At 73.1% G+C, this 15,898-nt stretch carries 15 protein-coding genes and 1 tRNA gene; 14 read left to right on the top strand and 2 right to left on the bottom strand.

The features are described from left to right. From AC4BG9_RS17845 to AC4BG9_RS17830, 4 genes are all read left to right on the top strand, one after another. The coding region (locus tag AC4BG9_RS17845; protein ID WP_490572467.1) for a hypothetical protein at positions 1 to 302 on the top strand (302 nt) is incomplete at its 5' end. A gap of 147 nt (positions 303 to 449) precedes the next feature. After that, complete coding sequence (locus AC4BG9_RS17840) at positions 450 to 1,220, top strand: electron transfer flavoprotein subunit beta/FixA family protein (RefSeq protein WP_490572466.1); 771 nt, start codon at positions 450 to 452, stop codon at positions 1,218 to 1,220. 14 nt (positions 1,221 to 1,234) lie between these two features. Next, on the top strand, positions 1,235 to 2,188 hold the full coding sequence (locus AC4BG9_RS17835) for an electron transfer flavoprotein subunit alpha/FixB family protein (RefSeq protein WP_490572465.1): 954 nt from the start codon (positions 1,235 to 1,237) through the stop codon (positions 2,186 to 2,188). 256 nt (positions 2,189 to 2,444) lie between these two features. Next, positions 2,445 to 5,345 (top strand): DEAD/DEAH box helicase family protein, encoded by a 2,901-nt coding sequence (locus AC4BG9_RS17830; RefSeq protein ID WP_490572464.1) that lies wholly within the window; start codon positions 2,445 to 2,447, stop codon positions 5,343 to 5,345. On the opposite strand, the gene AC4BG9_RS17825 is transcribed toward AC4BG9_RS17830, so the two are convergent. Beyond that, positions 5,314 to 5,862 (bottom strand): GDSL-type esterase/lipase family protein, encoded by a 549-nt coding sequence (locus AC4BG9_RS17825; RefSeq protein WP_490572463.1) that lies wholly within the window; start codon positions 5,860 to 5,862, stop codon positions 5,314 to 5,316. The two genes, AC4BG9_RS17830 and AC4BG9_RS17825, sit on opposite strands and share 32 nt — an antisense overlap. After that, positions 5,859 to 7,370, bottom strand: coding sequence for a lysyl oxidase family protein (locus AC4BG9_RS17820; protein ID WP_490572462.1), 1,512 nt, complete (start codon positions 7,368 to 7,370; stop codon positions 5,859 to 5,861). Before AC4BG9_RS17820 ends, AC4BG9_RS17825 begins: the two co-directional genes overlap by 4 nt. A gap of 90 nt (positions 7,371 to 7,460) precedes the next feature. On the opposite strand from AC4BG9_RS17820, the gene AC4BG9_RS17815 reads away from it, so the two are divergent. The 10 genes from AC4BG9_RS17815 (at position 7,461) to AC4BG9_RS17770 (ending at position 15,831) form a co-directional block, all read left to right on the top strand. Next, positions 7,461 to 8,711, top strand: a complete 1,251-nt coding sequence (locus AC4BG9_RS17815; protein ID WP_490572461.1) for a glutamate-5-semialdehyde dehydrogenase — start codon at positions 7,461 to 7,463, stop codon at positions 8,709 to 8,711. Positions 8,712 to 8,746: 35 nt separating this feature from the next. Next, on the top strand, positions 8,747 to 8,896 hold the full coding sequence (locus AC4BG9_RS17810; protein WP_490572460.1) for a hypothetical protein: 150 nt from the start codon (positions 8,747 to 8,749) through the stop codon (positions 8,894 to 8,896). Continuing rightward, a complete protein-coding gene (gene nadD / locus AC4BG9_RS17805) occupies positions 8,893 to 9,534 on the top strand; it encodes a nicotinate-nucleotide adenylyltransferase (RefSeq protein ID WP_490572469.1) in 642 nt (213 codons plus the stop codon). The genes AC4BG9_RS17810 and nadD overlap by 4 nt, the downstream gene beginning before the upstream one ends. Beyond that, positions 9,531 to 9,989 (top strand): ribosome silencing factor, encoded by a 459-nt coding sequence (gene rsfS / locus AC4BG9_RS17800; protein ID WP_490572459.1) that lies wholly within the window; start codon positions 9,531 to 9,533, stop codon positions 9,987 to 9,989. The genes nadD and rsfS overlap by 4 nt, the downstream gene beginning before the upstream one ends. Next, positions 9,982 to 10,608: a histidine phosphatase family protein gene (locus tag AC4BG9_RS17795; protein WP_490572458.1), complete on the top strand. Its 627-nt coding sequence runs from the start codon at positions 9,982 to 9,984 to the stop codon at positions 10,606 to 10,608. Before rsfS ends, AC4BG9_RS17795 begins: the two co-directional genes overlap by 8 nt. Positions 10,609 to 10,679: 71 nt before the next feature. Beyond that, positions 10,680 to 10,752: transfer RNA gene (locus AC4BG9_RS17790), tRNA-Ala, on the top strand. 462 nt (positions 10,753 to 11,214) lie between these two features. Continuing rightward, complete coding sequence (locus tag AC4BG9_RS17785) at positions 11,215 to 11,661, top strand: hypothetical protein (protein WP_490572457.1); 447 nt, start codon at positions 11,215 to 11,217, stop codon at positions 11,659 to 11,661. A gap of 172 nt (positions 11,662 to 11,833) precedes the next feature. Then, entirely contained in the window at positions 11,834 to 12,214 is a 381-nt protein-coding gene (locus tag AC4BG9_RS17780) for a DUF4870 domain-containing protein (RefSeq protein WP_490572456.1), read from the top strand. A 172-nt stretch (positions 12,215 to 12,386) separates the two neighbouring features. Next, positions 12,387 to 14,903 (top strand): leucine--tRNA ligase, encoded by a 2,517-nt coding sequence (gene leuS / locus AC4BG9_RS17775; protein ID WP_490572455.1) that lies wholly within the window; start codon positions 12,387 to 12,389, stop codon positions 14,901 to 14,903. Positions 14,904 to 14,973: 70 nt separating this feature from the next. Next, on the top strand, positions 14,974 to 15,831 hold the full coding sequence (locus AC4BG9_RS17770) for a DegV family protein (RefSeq protein WP_490572454.1): 858 nt from the start codon (positions 14,974 to 14,976) through the stop codon (positions 15,829 to 15,831). Positions 15,832 to 15,898: the final 67 nt, after the last annotated feature.

Here is a 15,898-nt window from a genome sequence, read left to right as displayed (position 1 = left end):
GGCACGGGCACCTACCAGGGCTCCGTGACCCCGACGCCGACCCCGACCCCCACGCCGACGCCGACCCCGACGCCGACTCCGACCCCGACGCCGACGCCGACGCCGACTCCGACGCCGACCCCCACCCCCACGCCGACGCCGACCCCCACCCCGACCCCGTCGGTGACGCCCACGCCGACCCCGACGCCGACCCCGTCGGTGACCCCGTCGCCCACCCCCAACCCGGGTGGCGACTGGTTCACCCAGCTGCTCAACGCCCTGAAGAAGCTGGCCTGCCGCATCTTCAGGTGCTGATCAACTGATACCCGTGACACCGCCTCACCGGGCGGTGTGAGAGACCCCACCGTGGACCGAGTTCCACGGTGGGGTCTCGCGGTTGTAACCTCGCGATCACATTCGAGTGCACAGGAGGGGCCTTCGGGCCACACACCATGAACATTGTTGTCTGTGTGAAGTACGTCCCCGATGCAACTGCAGATCGCCAGTTCGAGTCCGACCAGACCGTCGACCGCGTAGGTGTCGACGGCCTGCTGTCCGAGCTCGACGAGTACGCCGTGGAGCAAGCCCTCCAGATCAAGGAGAAGGCAGGCGACGGCGTGGAGGTGACCGCGCTCTGCGTGGGCCCGGAGAAGGCGGTCGACGCGGTCCGCAAGGCCCTGCAGATGGGCGCCGACAAGGGCGTGCACGTGGTCGACGACGCGATCGCCGGCTCCGACGCCATCGCCACCTCGTTGGTTCTCGCCAAGGCCGTGGAGAAGATCGGCCCCGCCGACCTCGTCATGTGCGGCATGGCCTCGACCGACGGCGCCATGAGCGTCGTCCCGGCGATGCTCGCCGAGCGGCTCAACCTGCCTCAGGTGACCCAGGCCTCCGTCGTGGAGACCCAGGGCGACCAGGTCCGGATCAAGCGCGACGGCGACGCCGCCACGGAGGTCATCGGTGCCACCATGCCGCTGGTCCTCTCGGTGACCGACCAGTCCGGGGAGGCTCGCTACCCGTCGTTCAAGGGCATCATGGCGGCCAAGAAGAAGCCGCTGGAGACCCTCTCGCTCAGCGACCTCGGCGTCGACGCCGGCGAGGTCGGCCTTTCGGTGGCCTGGTCGGCCGTCGAGGAGACCACTGCCCGCCCGCCGCGCACCGCCGGCGAGATCGTCAAGGACGAGGACGGGACCGGCGCCAAGGCGCTGACCGACTTCCTCGCCTCGAAGAAGTTCATCTGAGGAGCGTGTGAGCCATGTCTGAAGTTCTCGTTGTCGTCGACCATGTCGACGGTGCGGTCAAGAAGCCGACCTACGAGCTGCTCACCATCGCCGCGCGCCTTGGTGAGCCCTCCGCGGTCTTCATCGGTGGAGCCGACAAGGGTGCCGAGGTCGCCGAGGCCGTCAAGAAGTACGGTGCCGAGAAGGTCTACGTCGTCGACGACGCGCAGATCAAGGGCTACCTGGTGGCGCCCAAGGCCGAGGCGCTCCAGCAGCTGGTGGAGAAGACCTCTCCGGTCGCGGTGCTGATCCCCTCCTCCGTCGAGGGCAAGGAGGTGGCGGCACGACTGGCGATCAAGACCCAGTCCGGGCTGATCACCGACGCCGTCGACGTCCAGGAGGGTCCGGTGACCACGCAGTCGGTCTTCGCCGGCAACTACACGGTCACCGCCAAGGTCACCAAGGGCACGCCCATCATCACCGTCAAGCCCAACTCCGCGGCCCCGGAGGAGAAGGCCGGCGCCGGCGCCGTCGAGGAGTTCGCGGCGACGATCTCCGACGCAGCGAAGACCGCCCAGATCGTGGCTTCGCAGCCCCGTCAGGCGTCGGGTCGTCCTGAGCTGACCGAGGCCGCGATCGTGGTCTCGGGCGGCCGTGGCACCGGTGGCAACTTCGAGCCGGTGGAGAACTTCGCCGACGCGCTCGGTGCCGCGGTCGGTGCCTCGCGTGCCGCCGTCGACTCGGGCTGGAAGCCGCACACCTTCCAGGTCGGTCAGACCGGCAAGACGGTCTCCCCGCAGCTCTACGTGGCCGCGGGCATCTCCGGTGCGATCCAGCACCGGGCCGGCATGCAGACCTCCAAGACCATTGTGGCGGTCAACAAGGACGAGGAGGCGCCCCTCTTCGAGCTGGTCGACTTCGGCGTCGTCGGCGACCTGCACACGGTCCTGCCGGCCGCGACCGAGCAGATCAACGCCCGCAAGGGCTGATCGACCGCACGCGTCCACGACGCCCCGTCACCTCCGGGTGACGGGGCGTCGTGCCGTTCCGGGGTCGCCGACCGGCGCCCCGACCCGTGCCCCGACCCGTGCCCCGACCCGTGCCCCGACCCGTGCCCCGACCCGTGCCCCGACCCGTGCCCGACCCGTGCCCCGCCCCGTGCCCCGACCCGTGCCCCGACCCGTGCCCGACCCGTGCCCCGACCCGTGCCCCGGCCTCGGTGACCGGGCGGTTAGCGTGTCGGCCATGACGGTCCCGCCGCCGCTGCGCACCCACCAGCGGAAGGCACTGGAAGCCCTCGAGCAGGCGTGGTCGCTGGGACGACGCCGTGCCTGGGTGGTGCTGCCACCCGGAGCGGGCAAGACAAGGGTCGGGCTGGAGACCGCGACCCGGCACCTCGCCGCGGGAGACGTGAGCCACGTGGTGGTGCTCAGCCCCAACACCGCCATCCAGGATCAGTGGGTGCGAGCGGCACGCTCGCACGATCTCGAGGCAGGGACGGACCGCGAGCTCCCCGGTCGGCTCACCTCGCTGACCTACCAGTCCCTGGCGGTCTTCGACCCCGACGCGGAGGTCGGCGACGACCCGGAGCAGCCGGACGACCCCGGGCCCCGGACGCCCGGCTCACGTACCGCGCCGGGCCCCTTGCTCGACCGTCTCCATCCCCGCGGCCGTGAGCTGGTCGGGAGGCTGGCCGGCCAGGACGGTCTGCTGCTCGTCCTGGACGAGTGCCACCACCTCGTCGAGGTGTGGGGGCGTCTGCTGGCAGAGCTCCTCGAGCTGCTCCCGGGAGCGCGGGTGCTGGGTCTGACCGCGACGCCCCCCGAGGCGCTGCGGGGCGACCAGGCCGAGCTCGTCGACGAGCTCTTCGGCTCCACCGTCTTCGCGGCCGGCGTGCCGTCGGTGGTGCGGGAGGGCGATCTCGCACCCTTCGCCGAGCTGGCCTGGCTCACGACCCCCACCGAGCACGAGGAGCAGTGGCTCGCGGAGGAGGCCGTCCGCTTCGCGGAGCTGACCACGCGGCTGACCGACCCTACGTTCGGTTCCGTCTCCTTCCTGACCTGGATGGACCTGCGCGCCGTCGTCCCCGTCCCCGAGGTGATGTCGTGGGCGGCCCTGGCCAAGGGGGAGCCGGGGTTCGCGCGCGCCGCCCTGCGCCTCCACCACGCCGGTCTCCTCGCCCGGCCCGCCGGCGCCCGGCTGCTCGAGGAGCACCGGCGACCCCCGAGCGTGGAGGACTGGATGCTCCTCCTCCAGGACTGGCTGCTCAAGCAGGTCGTCCCCAGCCCGGACCCCCGCGACCATGAGGCGGCCGAGGTGGTGCGGTCGGCACTCCCGGCCGTCGGGCACGTGTGGACCCGGAACGGGATCCGGCGTGGGCGCTCGGGCGTGGACCGGGTCCTGGCCCGGTCCGAGGCGAAGACCCGCGCAGCGGTGGAGATCGTGGCGACGGAGTCGGCGGAGCTCGGGGAGCGGCTGCGGATGCTGGTGCTCTGCGACCACGAGCGGGCGGCGGCGACGCTGCCCAGCGGGCTGCACGGGGTGATCGCCCAGCAGTCGGGCTCGGCGGTCGCCACCCTGGCCGCCCTGGCCGGGGACGGGGCGACGCGCCTGCTCGCCCCGGTGCTGGTCACCGGCTCGACGGTCGCGGCCGCCCCCGAGACGGTGGAGGCGCTGCGCGACCACGTGGCGCGGACCGAGCCGGAGCTCGCCCGGCGGCTCGTCCTCGAGCCGCTCGAGGAAACCGGTCTCTGTGCGCTGGTCGGAGGCTGGAGCGCCCGACGCTGGGTCCGGCACGTCACGACGTTCTTCGAGGAGGGGCACTGCCAGGTGCTGGTCGGCACCCGCGGCCTGCTGGGGGAGGGGTGGGACGCGCGGCGGGTGACCGGGCTGGTCGACCTCACCACCGCCACCACGCTGACCGCCGTGGTGCAGACGAGGGGCCGCGCCCTGCGCACGGACCCGGCGTGGCCCGAGAAGGTGGCGGTCAACTGGTCGGTGGTGTGCGTCTCGGAGGCGCACCCCAAGGGCGACAACGACTGGGCCCGGCTGGTCCGCAAGCACCAGGGCTTCCACGGGGTCGACGAGGACGGCGACGTGGTCGACGGGGTCGCGCACCTGGACTCGTCCTTCTCGGCCTTCGCCCCGCCGCCCGTCGCGCAGTTCGCCGACGTCAACGCCCGGATGCGGCGGCGCAGCGGCCGGCGCCCGGAGATCGCGGCGCGCTGGCAGGTCGGGACGCCGTACCAGGACCGGGTGGTCCCGACGCTGCGGGTGGTGTCCGGGTTCGACCGGGCAGGGTCGGGCCGACCCGTCGCCCCGGTCCCCGCCGGGGACGCCGTGGTGCGGCTGCCCCGACCCGACCCGGCGCGAGTCGTGCCGACGGCCGAGGGCGTCGTCCTCCGCTCGTCGTCGGCGTCCCCGGGCCCGCGATCGGGTGGGCTGCTCGCGCTCGGTGGGATCGGACTGGTCAGCGGGGTCGGCGGCGGTCTGGTCGCCACCGGCGAGGGCGCTCTCGGTGCGGCCGGGGTCCTCGCCGCGGTCGGCCTGGGAGGAGCGGGGGCGCTGGCCGAGGTGGGCCGCGGTCGCATTCGCGACCTCAACCGTCGGGCCCGCGAGCAGCTCACGCTCGCCTACGGCGTCCCCTCGGTGCACCGGGTGGCGTGCGTCGTGGCCGAGGCCCTGCAGGGGGTCGGTGCGGTCCGCAGCGGCTCCGCGGAGGTGGTCGTGGAGGCGCATCCCGGGGGCGAGCACCGGTGCCGGCTCTCGGGGGCCACCACCGAGGAGGCGGCGCTCTTCGCCGAGGCGCTGGACGAGGCGCTGGGACCCATGGGGACGCCCCGCTACGTGCTGGCGCGGTACGTCGGACGGACCCCCGAGAACCCCCTCGGACCCGTCCTCACCGCGCGGGGGGCGCGGCGTCGCCTGGGGCGGCTCCGTCCCGAGGGGGTCGTCTGGCACAGCGTCCCCACGGTGCTGGGCACCCATGCCGAGCGCGCCCGGCAGTTCGCCCGGGCCTGGGACCACTGGATCGGTGGCGACCGGCTCCTCTACACGGGCTCGCCGGAGGGGGCGGGGGTGCTGGCAGCCCAGCACGGGAGCGACCCCTTCGCGGTCACGACCGTCGTGCGCCGCCACTGGACGTGAGCCCGGCGGCCGTCGCCACCTCGGGCAGGAGCACCTCGTAGGCGGCGGGCGTCAGGTGAACGCCGTCGTCGAGGAAGGCCCGCGGACCCAGCGGCCGCAGCAGGGAAGCGGAGTCGACCACCGTGCCACCGGCGCCGAGCACGACCTCGGCGAACGTCGCGCGGTAGGTCTCGACTCCAGCGTTGGTGCGGTCCGCAGCACGACGCAGCCGGGCCTCGTCCACTCCGGGGGGTGCCAGCAGGACGACGGGTCGCACCAGCGCGCGCACCACCGCGGCCAGCGCCGCCGCGCCGTCCGCGACCGGAACCCGCTTCCACGGCGCCGCGTCGTTGGTGCCGACCGAGATCACCACCGCACCGCACCCGGCCACGTCGACGCCCTCGACCTGCGCCGGGAGGTCGGAGGTGAAGGCGCCGCCGCGGGCCCGGTTGAGCACGTCGGCGCCGAGTGCGGGGACGCTGCTGCCCAGTCGTGCGAGGTGGCTGTCGCCGAGGAGCAGGATCCGGGCCGGACTCACCCCACCACGTCCTCGCGGACCAACCCGACCGGAGGGACCTTCACCGTGCGGGCCCCCGGGCGCCCGCCGAGGTGGATGCGTCTCATGCTCACATTGTTGCCGGTGTCGTGCTCGACCAGCCGGCCTGACGGGTTCGCCTCCACCGCGATCCAGTACCACCCGTTCGGCAGGCCCTCGATCTTGAAGGCCTGCCCGGCGCGGTACTGCATGTAAGTGTCCCCGGACCCGGCCGCGAGCACCTCGCGGACGGCCAGCGAGCCGGGGGTGCCGCACGCGGTGCTGAGGTCGGTGCCCTCCGGCTGCCAGTCGGCGCCGGGGACGGTGTAGTCGATCGCGTCGGTGTTGGCCAGGCAGAAGGAGACCTTGCCGGAGGTGGCGACCGGCGACCGGTCGGCCCGCAGCAGGCGGTAGCGGGCGAAGTCCTGGAAGTGCCAGTGCTGGTGGTTGGCCCGGTGGAACTTCATCTCGCCCACCACCTGGTGGCCGACCTGGTTGCCCTCGGTGTCGAAGAAGTACTGGTAGGCGTCCATCACGTCCTGCTGGCCCCGCCGGAAGCCGTCGACGACCAGGGGCGAGTCGCCGGCGTTCCAGACCGTGGCGGAGAACCGCAGGTGCGTGCTCCTGCCGTTGAGCTCGATCCCGGAGGCCGGGAGGGAGCGCAGGTCGGGGCGGGGTCCCGCCGCGCTGCCCGCCGCCTCGGTGGCGGGCCTGGTCGGCGCCGGGAGCGGCACCCCCCGGGACGCCGTGCGCTGTCCGCCCGCCTGCGCGTCGTGCTCGTGCTGGTGCTCCCCGCCGCGCCTCACCTTCAGGGTGGTGGTCAGCCGGCGCGAGGCCGACGGCAGGCCGAACGCGTCGGCCCAGCGCCGGTTGACCCGGATGGCCACGTCGTACCGGCCCGGTGCCAGGCGCACGGCCCGGGTGTCCCAGGTCAACGGCGCCGCCCACCCGGCCTGGACGCCCTGCACCGAGCCCACCGTGAACGGGTTCCACGGACAGCCCAGGGGGTAGGGCGACGTGGCCGGGGCCTCGGGGTGGGCCCGCTCGCCCCCGTTGTTGAGGCACGCGTCCACCCGACGGGTCTCCACCAGGCGTCCCCGGCGGTCGCGGTACTCGACCCGGAGGAAGTTGGAGAGGCCCTGGAAGTCCCGCTGCAGGCCCGCGGGCACCGTGCCGCTCAGGGGGCCCGCCGTCCAGGTGCCGGAGATCGGCTCGTCCCAGCCGCGGCGGTGCGTGCGCACCTCCAGGGGCGAGGAGCCGGCGACGGCGCGGACGCCGAGGTCGGCCCAGACACGGTCGCGGGGCCCTTCGGTGGTGGCCTCCACGAGGCGGGGCGCCCACAGCGTGAAGGGCGCCGCCTCGTCGGCCGCGGCGGCGCCCGCGGGGTGCTGCTCGGCGCTCGCGCCCCCTGCCTCCACGGCCACCAGGCCCGTGCCGAGCACCGCCGTCACTGCCGCGGCCACCGTCCCGGCCACCGCCGCGCCGGTCCTGCCTCGTCGCGTCGTCGACATGTCCGTCCCCCTGGTTGCCGTCGTCCTGCGGTGGCGCCGTCCTGCAAGACCGGCATCCGCCATCATGGCGGTCGATCTAGGGTGGGCGCCATGAGCGACACCCACGAGTTCCAGCAGGTCGCCCTCCGCGCCCGGGTCGCCAGCCACGACCTGGCGCTGGCCACCCGCGAGGTCAAGGACCGGGCGCTGCACGCCATGGCCGACGCATTGGAGGAGCGCTCCGCCGAGGTGCTCGCCGCCAACGGGACCGACGTGGACCGCGCCCGGGAGAACGGCACCCCGGAGAACATCATCGACCGCCTGCGCCTCGACCGGGACCGTCTGGGGGCGATGGCCCAGGGGCTGCGTGACGTCGCCGGTCTGCCGGACCCGGTCGGCGAGGTGGTGCGGGGCTCCACCCTGGCCAACGGGCTCGAGCTGCGCCAGGTGCGCGTCCCCTTCGGCGTCGTGGCGATGATCTACGAGGCGCGGCCCAACGTCACGGCCGACGCGGCGGGGATCTGCCTCAAGTCCGGCAACGCGGTGCTGCTGCGCGGCTCCTCGAGCGCCAGGTCCTCCAACGCCGCGGTGGTCGCGGTGCTGCGCGACGCCGTCGCGAGCGCCGGCCTGCCCGCGGACGTCGTCCAGCTGGTGCCGGGGGAGAGCCACGAGAGCGTCAAGGTGCTGATGCGGGCCCGGGGACTGGTCGACGTGCTGATCCCCCGAGGAGGGGCCGGCCTGATCCGGTCGGTGGTGGAGGAGTCGACGGTGCCGGTGATCGAGACGGGCACCGGCAACTGCCACGTCTACGTCGACCGTGCCGCCGACCTGGACCGTGCCCTGGCGATCGTGCTCAACTCCAAGACGCACCGGACCAGTGTCTGCAACGCCGCCGAGTCGCTGCTGGTCCACGAGGACGTCTCCGGGGTCTTCCTGCCGCGCGTGGTGGAGGCCCTGCAGGCCGCAGGGGTCACCATCCACGGCGACGAGGCGTTCGCCGACTTCGACGGTGTGCAGGCCGCCACCGACGAGGACCACGGGGCGGAGTACCTCTCCCTGGACATCTCGGCCCGGGTGGTGGGGTCGCTCGACGAGGCGGTGGAGCACATCCGCCGCTTCTCCACCGGGCACAGCGACGCGATCGTCACCGACGACATCGACGCCGCCCGGAGCTTCGTGGCGCGGGTCGACTCGGCTGCGGTCCTGGTCAACGCCTCGACCCGCTTCACCGACGGCGGCGAGTTCGGCTTCGGGGCCGAGATCGGCATCAGCACCCAGAAGCTGCACGCCCGCGGGCCCATGGGCCTGCCGGAGATGACTTCCACCAAGTACGTCGTCACCGGGGCCGGGCACGTCCGCTGACGGGTGCCCCGAAGGGTGCCGCTAGGATCGACGACATGGCGCACAACGACCTTCTCCTCGCGGCGGCCGAGTCCCACACCTGGGCCGGCGTCAACCCCTGGGCCGTGGGTGTCATCACCCTGGTCGTCTTCCTCGCCCTGCTGGGCGCTCTCATCGCCTTCGGCGCGGGACGCGAGCACAGCTGAGCGTGCGTGGCCCACGCCGGGTCGGGGTGATGGGCGGGACCTTCGACCCCATCCACCACGGCCACCTCGTGGCCGCCTCCGAGGTGCAGGCGTGGTACGACCTGGACGAGGTGGTCTTCGTGCCCACCGGCGATCCGTGGCAGAAGTCCGAGCGAGCCGTCTCGCCGGCCGAGCACCGCTACCTGATGACCGTCATCGCGACGGCCTCCAACCCACGCTTCCGCGTCTCCCGGGTCGACATCGACCGCTCCGGCCCGACCTACACCATCGACACCCTGCGCGACCTGCGCGTCGAGCTGCCGGACGCCGAGCTCTTCTTCATCACCGGCGCCGACGCCCTCGCCGACATCTTCACCTGGCGAGACGCCGAGGAGCTCTTCGAGCTCGCCAGCTTCGTGGGCTGCACGCGGCCGGGCTACGAGATGGACGCCAAGACCCTTTCCGCGATCCCGGCCGACCGCGTGGAGATGGTCGAGATCCCGGCCCTGGCGATCTCCTCCACCGACTGCCGCCGGCGGACGCGGCGCGGTGAGCCCGTCTGGTACCTCGTCCCCGACGGGGTCGTGCAGTACATCGCCAAGCACCACCTCTACCTCGACACACCCATCCCGCTCCACCAGCACCAGGAGACCTCGTGACCGCCACCGACCATGCGCTCGAGCTGACTCGCACCGCAGCCGCTGCGGCCTCGGAGAAGCTCGCCACCCAGATCATCGCCTTCGACGTCAGCGAGCAGCTGGCGATCACCGACGTCTTCCTGATCGCCTCGGCCCGCAACGACCGGCAGGTCCGCGCGGTCGTCGACGAGGTGGAGGACAAGCTCCGCGAGATCGGCGCCAAGCCCATCCGTCGCGAGGGCGAGCGCGACGGGCGCTGGGTGCTGCTCGACTACGGCGACCTCGTCGTCCACGTCCAGCACGAGGAGGAGCGGCAGTTCTACGCCCTCGAGCGGCTGTGGCGCGACTGTCCCGCGATCGACCTCGGCGACCTCGGTGCCTCAGCCGCGCAGGTGCCGGACGCCGACGCGGCCGAGGAGACCGGTGGGACCCGCGTGACCGGTGACGGCGACGCGGACGACCACGAGGATGCCTGAGCCGCGCACGCTGCTGCTGCTCCGGCACGGACGCACGGCCTACAACGCCGAGAAGCGGATCCAGGGTCAGCACGACGTGCCGCTGGACCGGGTCGGCGAGCGGCAGGCCGACCAGGTCGCCGACCTGCTGGCCGGTCTCGGGCCGCACTTCGTACGCTCCTCCGACCTCGTCCGGGCGAGGGCCACCGCCGAGGTGGTGGCCGCGGCGGCAGGCCTTCCGGTGACCACCGACCCGAGGCTGCGCGAGTTCGACCTGGGGGAGCGGAGCGGCTGGTCCCACGAGGAGTACCGCGCCGCCCACCCCGAGGAGTTCGCCCGTTTCAGGGCCGGTGAGTACGACGCGGCTCCCGGCGCGGAGACGCTCGGAGCGCTGCTGGCACGTACTCTGCCCGCCCTCGACGAGGCGGTCGCCGCGCTGCCCGACGGGGGCCTGGGCATCGTGGTCTCCCACGGCGCTGCGCTCCGGGTCACGGTCGCGCAGTGGGTGGGGCTGCCGCCGGGCGCCGGGCTTCTCTTCGGCGCCCTCGGCAACTGCCACTGGGCCCTGGTCCAGGAGTCGACCGACCCCGAGACCGCGGCGCCGGTGCGGCGTCTGGTGGCCTGGAACCGTCACGCGTGACCCCCGATTCGCATCCCGGCGGGCCATTGGCTAACATTCTGCGAGTTGCCACCGCTCGCGGTGGAAACGATGGGGCTGTGGCGCAGCTGGTAGCGCATCTGCATGGCATGCAGAGGGTCAGGGGTTCGAGTCCCCTCAGCTCCACCGAAGTAGCAGGTCAGAGGCCATGACGGCGTCCCGCAGGGGGGCTGGCATGGCCTTCGGCCATTTCTCGGTGCCCCCGGGGGAGTCCGCAGGGCTCGTGGCCCCGCTCGCCGGCCCGCTCGCCGGCGGGATGATCTGGGCCACATCCGGGTACGGGTAGGCAGGCGTCAAGCAGCGGCGCCCACCGTCCTGCCCGTGAAGGTGAGCCCACATGCGACGGCCTCTCCCTCTCCCTGAATCAGATCCCTCGGACCGCAGCGCGGTCCACCACTTCATCCGAGTCCACGGGCGACGACCGTTGCCCGGCGAGCTGGCCCAGGAGCCGATGACGGGCGCTCTCGCGCCGCCCGGCTCCCGGTGGACCGGCTCGGTGGCGACCATCCCGGGTCATGCCACGGCGCTGGTCCGCCGCGAGCTGTCCCGGCTCATCGGGCGCCTCTGAGAGCGCCGAGAGGAGCGGACATGGAACCAGGTCGACGAGGTCCCGACCGTGGCCGGGCGCCTGGGGCCGGGCCGCCCGGCCAGGAGACCACGATCGCCGAGAGCCTCGTCCGAGCGGTCGTCGAGCACGACCGGGCCGCCCTGCGGGACCTGCTCGCCCCGGACGTGGACTTCCGCGGGCTGACGCCTGGTCGCTCCTGGGAGGCGACGACGGCGGACGAGGTGGTCGGGGTGTTCCTCGACGAGTGGTTCGAGGACGGCGACCGGGTCGACTCGGTCCTCTCCCTCCAGCACGGGGAGGACGTCGAGGACGTGCGGCGCCTCTCCTACCGGTTCGCCCTGACCAACGCCGCCGGCCCTCACACGGTCGAGCAGCAGGCGTACTACCGGACCGAGGCGAGTCGGCTCACCTACCTCCGGGTGCTCTGCTCCGGCTTCCGGCCGAGCCTCGACGCGACACCGCGCTGACGCCCCGGCCCTCCCGCGCGCGACGGGGCCACCCCGGCCCCACCCGGGTCTCGACCCTGCGCCGCCCCCGGGGTTTCCCTGAACCAGCCTCCATCCGGGAACGTTCGGCGCCCGGGCGTGGTTGAGTGGAACAGGAACACCAGCGGTCAGCGCCGCTCGGAGAGGAGCAGAGATGGACGAGTACTACGCCGCGCCGCGGACCCCGATCTCACCCGCGCAGGAGCGCAGCTGGGGGACGGGCGCCCACGTCGTGCCCCTGGTGGCGATGGTCCTGTCGGCCGGACTGCTGGGCTTCGTCGGCTCCCTGGTGATCTACCTGATGTACAAGGACCGCGGCCCGTTCGTCCGGGCCCACGCGGCCAACTCGCTCAACGTGCAGATCCTCACCGGGATCGTGCTGCTGGTCTCCTTCCCCCTGATGCTGCTGCTCGTCGGGTTCCTCACCTACCCGGCGGCGCTGGTCTATGCCTTCGTCATGCACCTGATCGGCGCGATGAAGGCCAACAAGGGCGAGTGGTGGAGCCCGCCGTTCACGCCGCAGTTCGTGCGCTGACCGGTCGGCGGTCGCCGCGCCCGTCGCCGACGCCGGCGAGCACCGGGGTAGGATGAGCGCGTGCGTACCGCCCTCCTTCTTGGCCAGCCGCGCTGATCACCCCGATCGCGCGGCCACCCTCCCTCGTCCGGAGGGTTTTTTTGTGCCTCGCAGGAGCCGACCAGGAGAGACCATGAGCGACCAGCCGAAGACCACCGGGACCGAGCGCGACGAGGAGCGCGAGACGTCGTACGACGTCGCGGCCGTCGAGAGGAAGTGGCAGCAGGTCTGGGCCGAGCTCCAGCCGTTCCGCGCCGACGACGAGGCCGTGCTCTCCGGGCGCAAGGAGAAGCGCTACGCGCTGACGATGTTCCCCTACCCCAGCGGCGACCTGCACATGGGTCACGCCGAGGTCACCGCGCTGCACGACGTCATCGCGCGCTACTGGTGGCAGCGCGGCTACGAGGTGCTCAACCCGATGGGCTGGGACTCCTTCGGCCTGCCGGCCGAGAACGCCGCCATCCGCAACGACGCACACCCGGCCGACTACACCTACGGCAACATCGCGACCCAGCTGGAGTCCTTCCAGCGCTACGGCGTGAGCTTCGACTGGACGCGTCGGTTCAACACCTCCGACCCGTCGTACTACCGCTGGACCCAGTGGCTCTTCCTGAAGCTGCACGAGAAGGGGCTGGCCTACCGCAAGAACTCGCCGGTCAACTGGTGCCCGCAGGACCAGACGGTGCTGGCCAACGAGCAGGTCGTCGACGGCGCCTGCGACCGGTGCGGAGCCGAGGTGACCAAGCGCGAGCTGACCCAGTGGTACTTCCGCACCACCGCCTACGCCCAGGAGCTGCTGGACTCCCTCGACGACCTCCAGCCGACCTGGTCGGACAAGGTGGTCAACGCCCAGCGCAACTGGATCGGCCGCTCCGAGGGCGCCCACGTCACCTTCACCCTGGCGACCGCCGACGGACCGCGGGACGTGGACGTCTACACGACCCGCCCCGACACCCTCTACGGCGCCACCTTCATGGTGGTCGCCGCCGACGCCGCGCTGGCCGCCGAGGTCGTGGCGCCCGAGCGTCGCCAGGCGCTGGAGGACTACCTCGCCGAGGTGCGCAAGGCCAGCGACATCGACCGGCTCTCCACCGAGCGGAAGAAGACCGGCGTCGATCTCGGCGTCACCGCCACCAACCCGGTCTCCGGGGAGCAGGTCCCGGTCTGGGCCAGCGACTACGTGCTGGCCGACTACGGCACCGGCGCGATCATGGCCGTCCCGGCCCACGACCAGCGCGACCTCGACTTCGCCCGGGCGATGGGCCTGCCGGTGCGTCGCGTGATCGACACGGGGGAGGAGAACCCGGAGGAGACCGGGATCGCCACCACCGGCGACGGCACCTACGTCAACTCCGGTCCGCTGGACGGGTTGGCCGACCGGGCCAGCGGCATCCGCACCATCATCGAGCGCCTGGAGGCCGAGGGCCGGGGCACCGGCGCGGTCAACTTCCGGCTGCGCGACTGGCTGCTCTCCCGGCAGCGCTACTGGGGCGCCCCCATCCCGATAGTGCACTGCCCGGTCGACGGCGAGGTCCGGGTGCCGGAGGACCAGCTCCCGGTGGAGCTGCCCGAGCTGCGGGGTGCCGACCTCAAGCCGAAGGGCACCTCGCCGTTGGGCGCCGCCACCGAGTGGGTCGAGGTCAGCTGCCCGACCTGCGGCGGGCCCGCCCGCCGCGACACCGACACGATGGACACCTTCGTCGACTCCTCCTGGTACTTCCTGCGCTACGTCTCGCCGCACGACGACCAGCAGGCCTTCGACAGTGAGCTGGCCAACGCCTGGGGGCCGGTCGACCTGTACGTCGGCGGCGACGAGCACGCCGTCCTGCACCTGCTCTACGCCCGGTTCTTCACCAAGGCGCTGCGCGACCTGGGCCTGATCGACTGGGACGAGCCGTTCTCGGCCTACCTCTCCCAGGGCAAGGTGATCAACGGCGGCCGGAAGATGAGCAAGTCGCTGGGCAACGGGGTCAACCTGGGGGAGCAGCTGGAGCTCTTCGGGGTCGACGCCGTCCGGCTGACCCTGGTCTTCGCCAGCCCGCCGGAGGACAACATCGACTGGGCCGACGTCTCGCCCGGCGGCGCGATGCGCTTCCTGCAGCGTGCCTGGCGGCTCAGCGGCGACGTCACCAGCGACCCGGGCGCCGACCCGGCGGCCGGCGACGAGGCGCTGCGGCGGGTCACCCACCGCACCGTGCGCGAGGCCGAGACCCTGGTGGAGTCGCACCGCTTCAACGTCGTGGTCGCCCGCACCATGGAGCTGGTCAACGCCACCCGCAAGGCGATCGACTCCGGCTGCGGCCCGGCGGACCCAGCGGTCCGGGAGGCCGTGGAAGCGGTGGCGATCCTGCTCTCGCTGGTGGCCCCCTACGTCGCGGAGGAGATGTGGGAGCGGCTGGGCCACGAGCCGACGGTGGCCCGGGCCGGCTGGCCGGTCGTCGACGAGGCGCTGCTGGTCGAGGAGTCCGTGACGGCGGTGGTGCAGGTCCTTGGCAAGGTCCGGGCCCGGCTCGAGGTCTCCCCGGACATCACCGCCGACGACCTGGAGGCGGCCGCGATGGCCGACGAGGCCGTGCTCCGGGCGATCGACGGGCGGCCCGTGCGCAAGGTCGTGGTCCGCGCGCCGAAGCTGGTCAACATCGTCGTCTGAGTCCCGGTCCGGCCGTCCGCGCCCGGAGATGCACCCCCTGCCGGGACCGGACTTCGCTAGCCTTTCGTCCGTGCCCGGGACCGTGATCGTCACCGACTCCACCGCCAGCCTGCCACCCGAGGTGGCCGCCGCCCGCGGCATCGTCGTGGTCCCGTTGCAGGTGGTGATCGGCGCCAAGGTGCACGACGAGGGGCCGGGCGGGGCGACCCCCGACATGGTGGCCCAGGCGCTGCGCGACTTCGTGCCCGTCTCGACGTCGCGCCCGGCGCCGGCCGCGCTGCTCGAGGTCTACGAGCAGGTGGCCGCGCAGGGCGCCGAGTCGGTGCTGTCGGTCCACCTCTCCGGCGACATGAGCGGCACGTTCGAGTCCGCCCAGCTCGCGGCCCGCGAGGCGTCGATCCCGGTGATCGCGGTCGACAGCCGCCAGGTCGCGGCCGCCACCGGCTTCGCAGCGCTGGCGGCGGCCGACGTGCTCGACGCCGGGGGCAGCCTCGAGGAGGCGGCCGAGGCCGCCACCGCACGGGCGGCCGCCTCCCACTCGTGGTTCTACGTCGACACCCTGGAGTACCTGCGCCGGGGCGGGCGGATCGGGGCCGCGGCGGCCCTGCTCGGGGGTGCCCTCTCGGTCAAGCCGCTCCTGGAGATCCGGGACGGCAAGGTCTGCTCGCTCGAGCGGGTGCGGACGGCGGGCCGGGCGCTCCAGCGTCTCGAGGACCTGGTGGTCGCCGCGGCGTCGGACGGGCCGGTCGACATCTGCGTGGCCCACCTGGCCAACCCGGAGCGGGCCGATCACCTGGCCACCCGGCTGGCCGAGCGTCTCGGCGACCAGCTGGCCGGCGGCGAGGTGTGGTGCACCGAGCTGGGTGCGGTCCTGGGCGCCCACGTGGGCCCCGGGATGGTGGCCGCCGCCCTGTCTCCGCGCCTGTAGCGCCCCGGTTCTCCACAGGCCGCCGGCAGGCGCGCGCGGCGGAGCGCGGACTTCCCTAGCGTCGGGG

It is taken from the genome of Nocardioides sp. Z40_12, assembly GCF_058215795.1.
Note: the sequence above shows the minus strand (reverse complement) of the source record. Positions and strands in the feature narration are given on the sequence as shown.

What these genes read in the sequence shown, in the direction of transcription:
- AC4BG9_RS17835 (WP_490572465.1), top strand. Translation starts at nt 1,235, where the DNA reads ATGTCTGAAGTTCTCGTTGTCGTCGACCATGTCGACGGTGCGGTCAAG.
- AC4BG9_RS17830 (WP_490572464.1), top strand. Translation starts at nt 2,445, where the DNA reads ATGACGGTCCCGCCGCCGCTGCGCACCCACCAGCGGAAGGCACTGGAA.
- AC4BG9_RS17820 (WP_490572462.1), bottom strand. Translation starts at nt 7,370, where the DNA reads ATGTCGACGACGCGACGAGGCAGGACCGGCGCGGCGGTGGCCGGGACG.
- AC4BG9_RS17815 (WP_490572461.1), top strand. Translation starts at nt 7,461, where the DNA reads ATGAGCGACACCCACGAGTTCCAGCAGGTCGCCCTCCGCGCCCGGGTC.
- AC4BG9_RS17810 (WP_490572460.1), top strand. Translation starts at nt 8,747, where the DNA reads ATGGCGCACAACGACCTTCTCCTCGCGGCGGCCGAGTCCCACACCTGG.
- AC4BG9_RS17795 (WP_490572458.1), top strand. Translation starts at nt 9,982, where the DNA reads ATGCCTGAGCCGCGCACGCTGCTGCTGCTCCGGCACGGACGCACGGCC.
- AC4BG9_RS17785 (WP_490572457.1), top strand. Translation starts at nt 11,215, where the DNA reads ATGGAACCAGGTCGACGAGGTCCCGACCGTGGCCGGGCGCCTGGGGCC.
- AC4BG9_RS17780 (WP_490572456.1), top strand. Translation starts at nt 11,834, where the DNA reads ATGGACGAGTACTACGCCGCGCCGCGGACCCCGATCTCACCCGCGCAG.
- leuS (WP_490572455.1), top strand. Translation starts at nt 12,387, where the DNA reads ATGAGCGACCAGCCGAAGACCACCGGGACCGAGCGCGACGAGGAGCGC.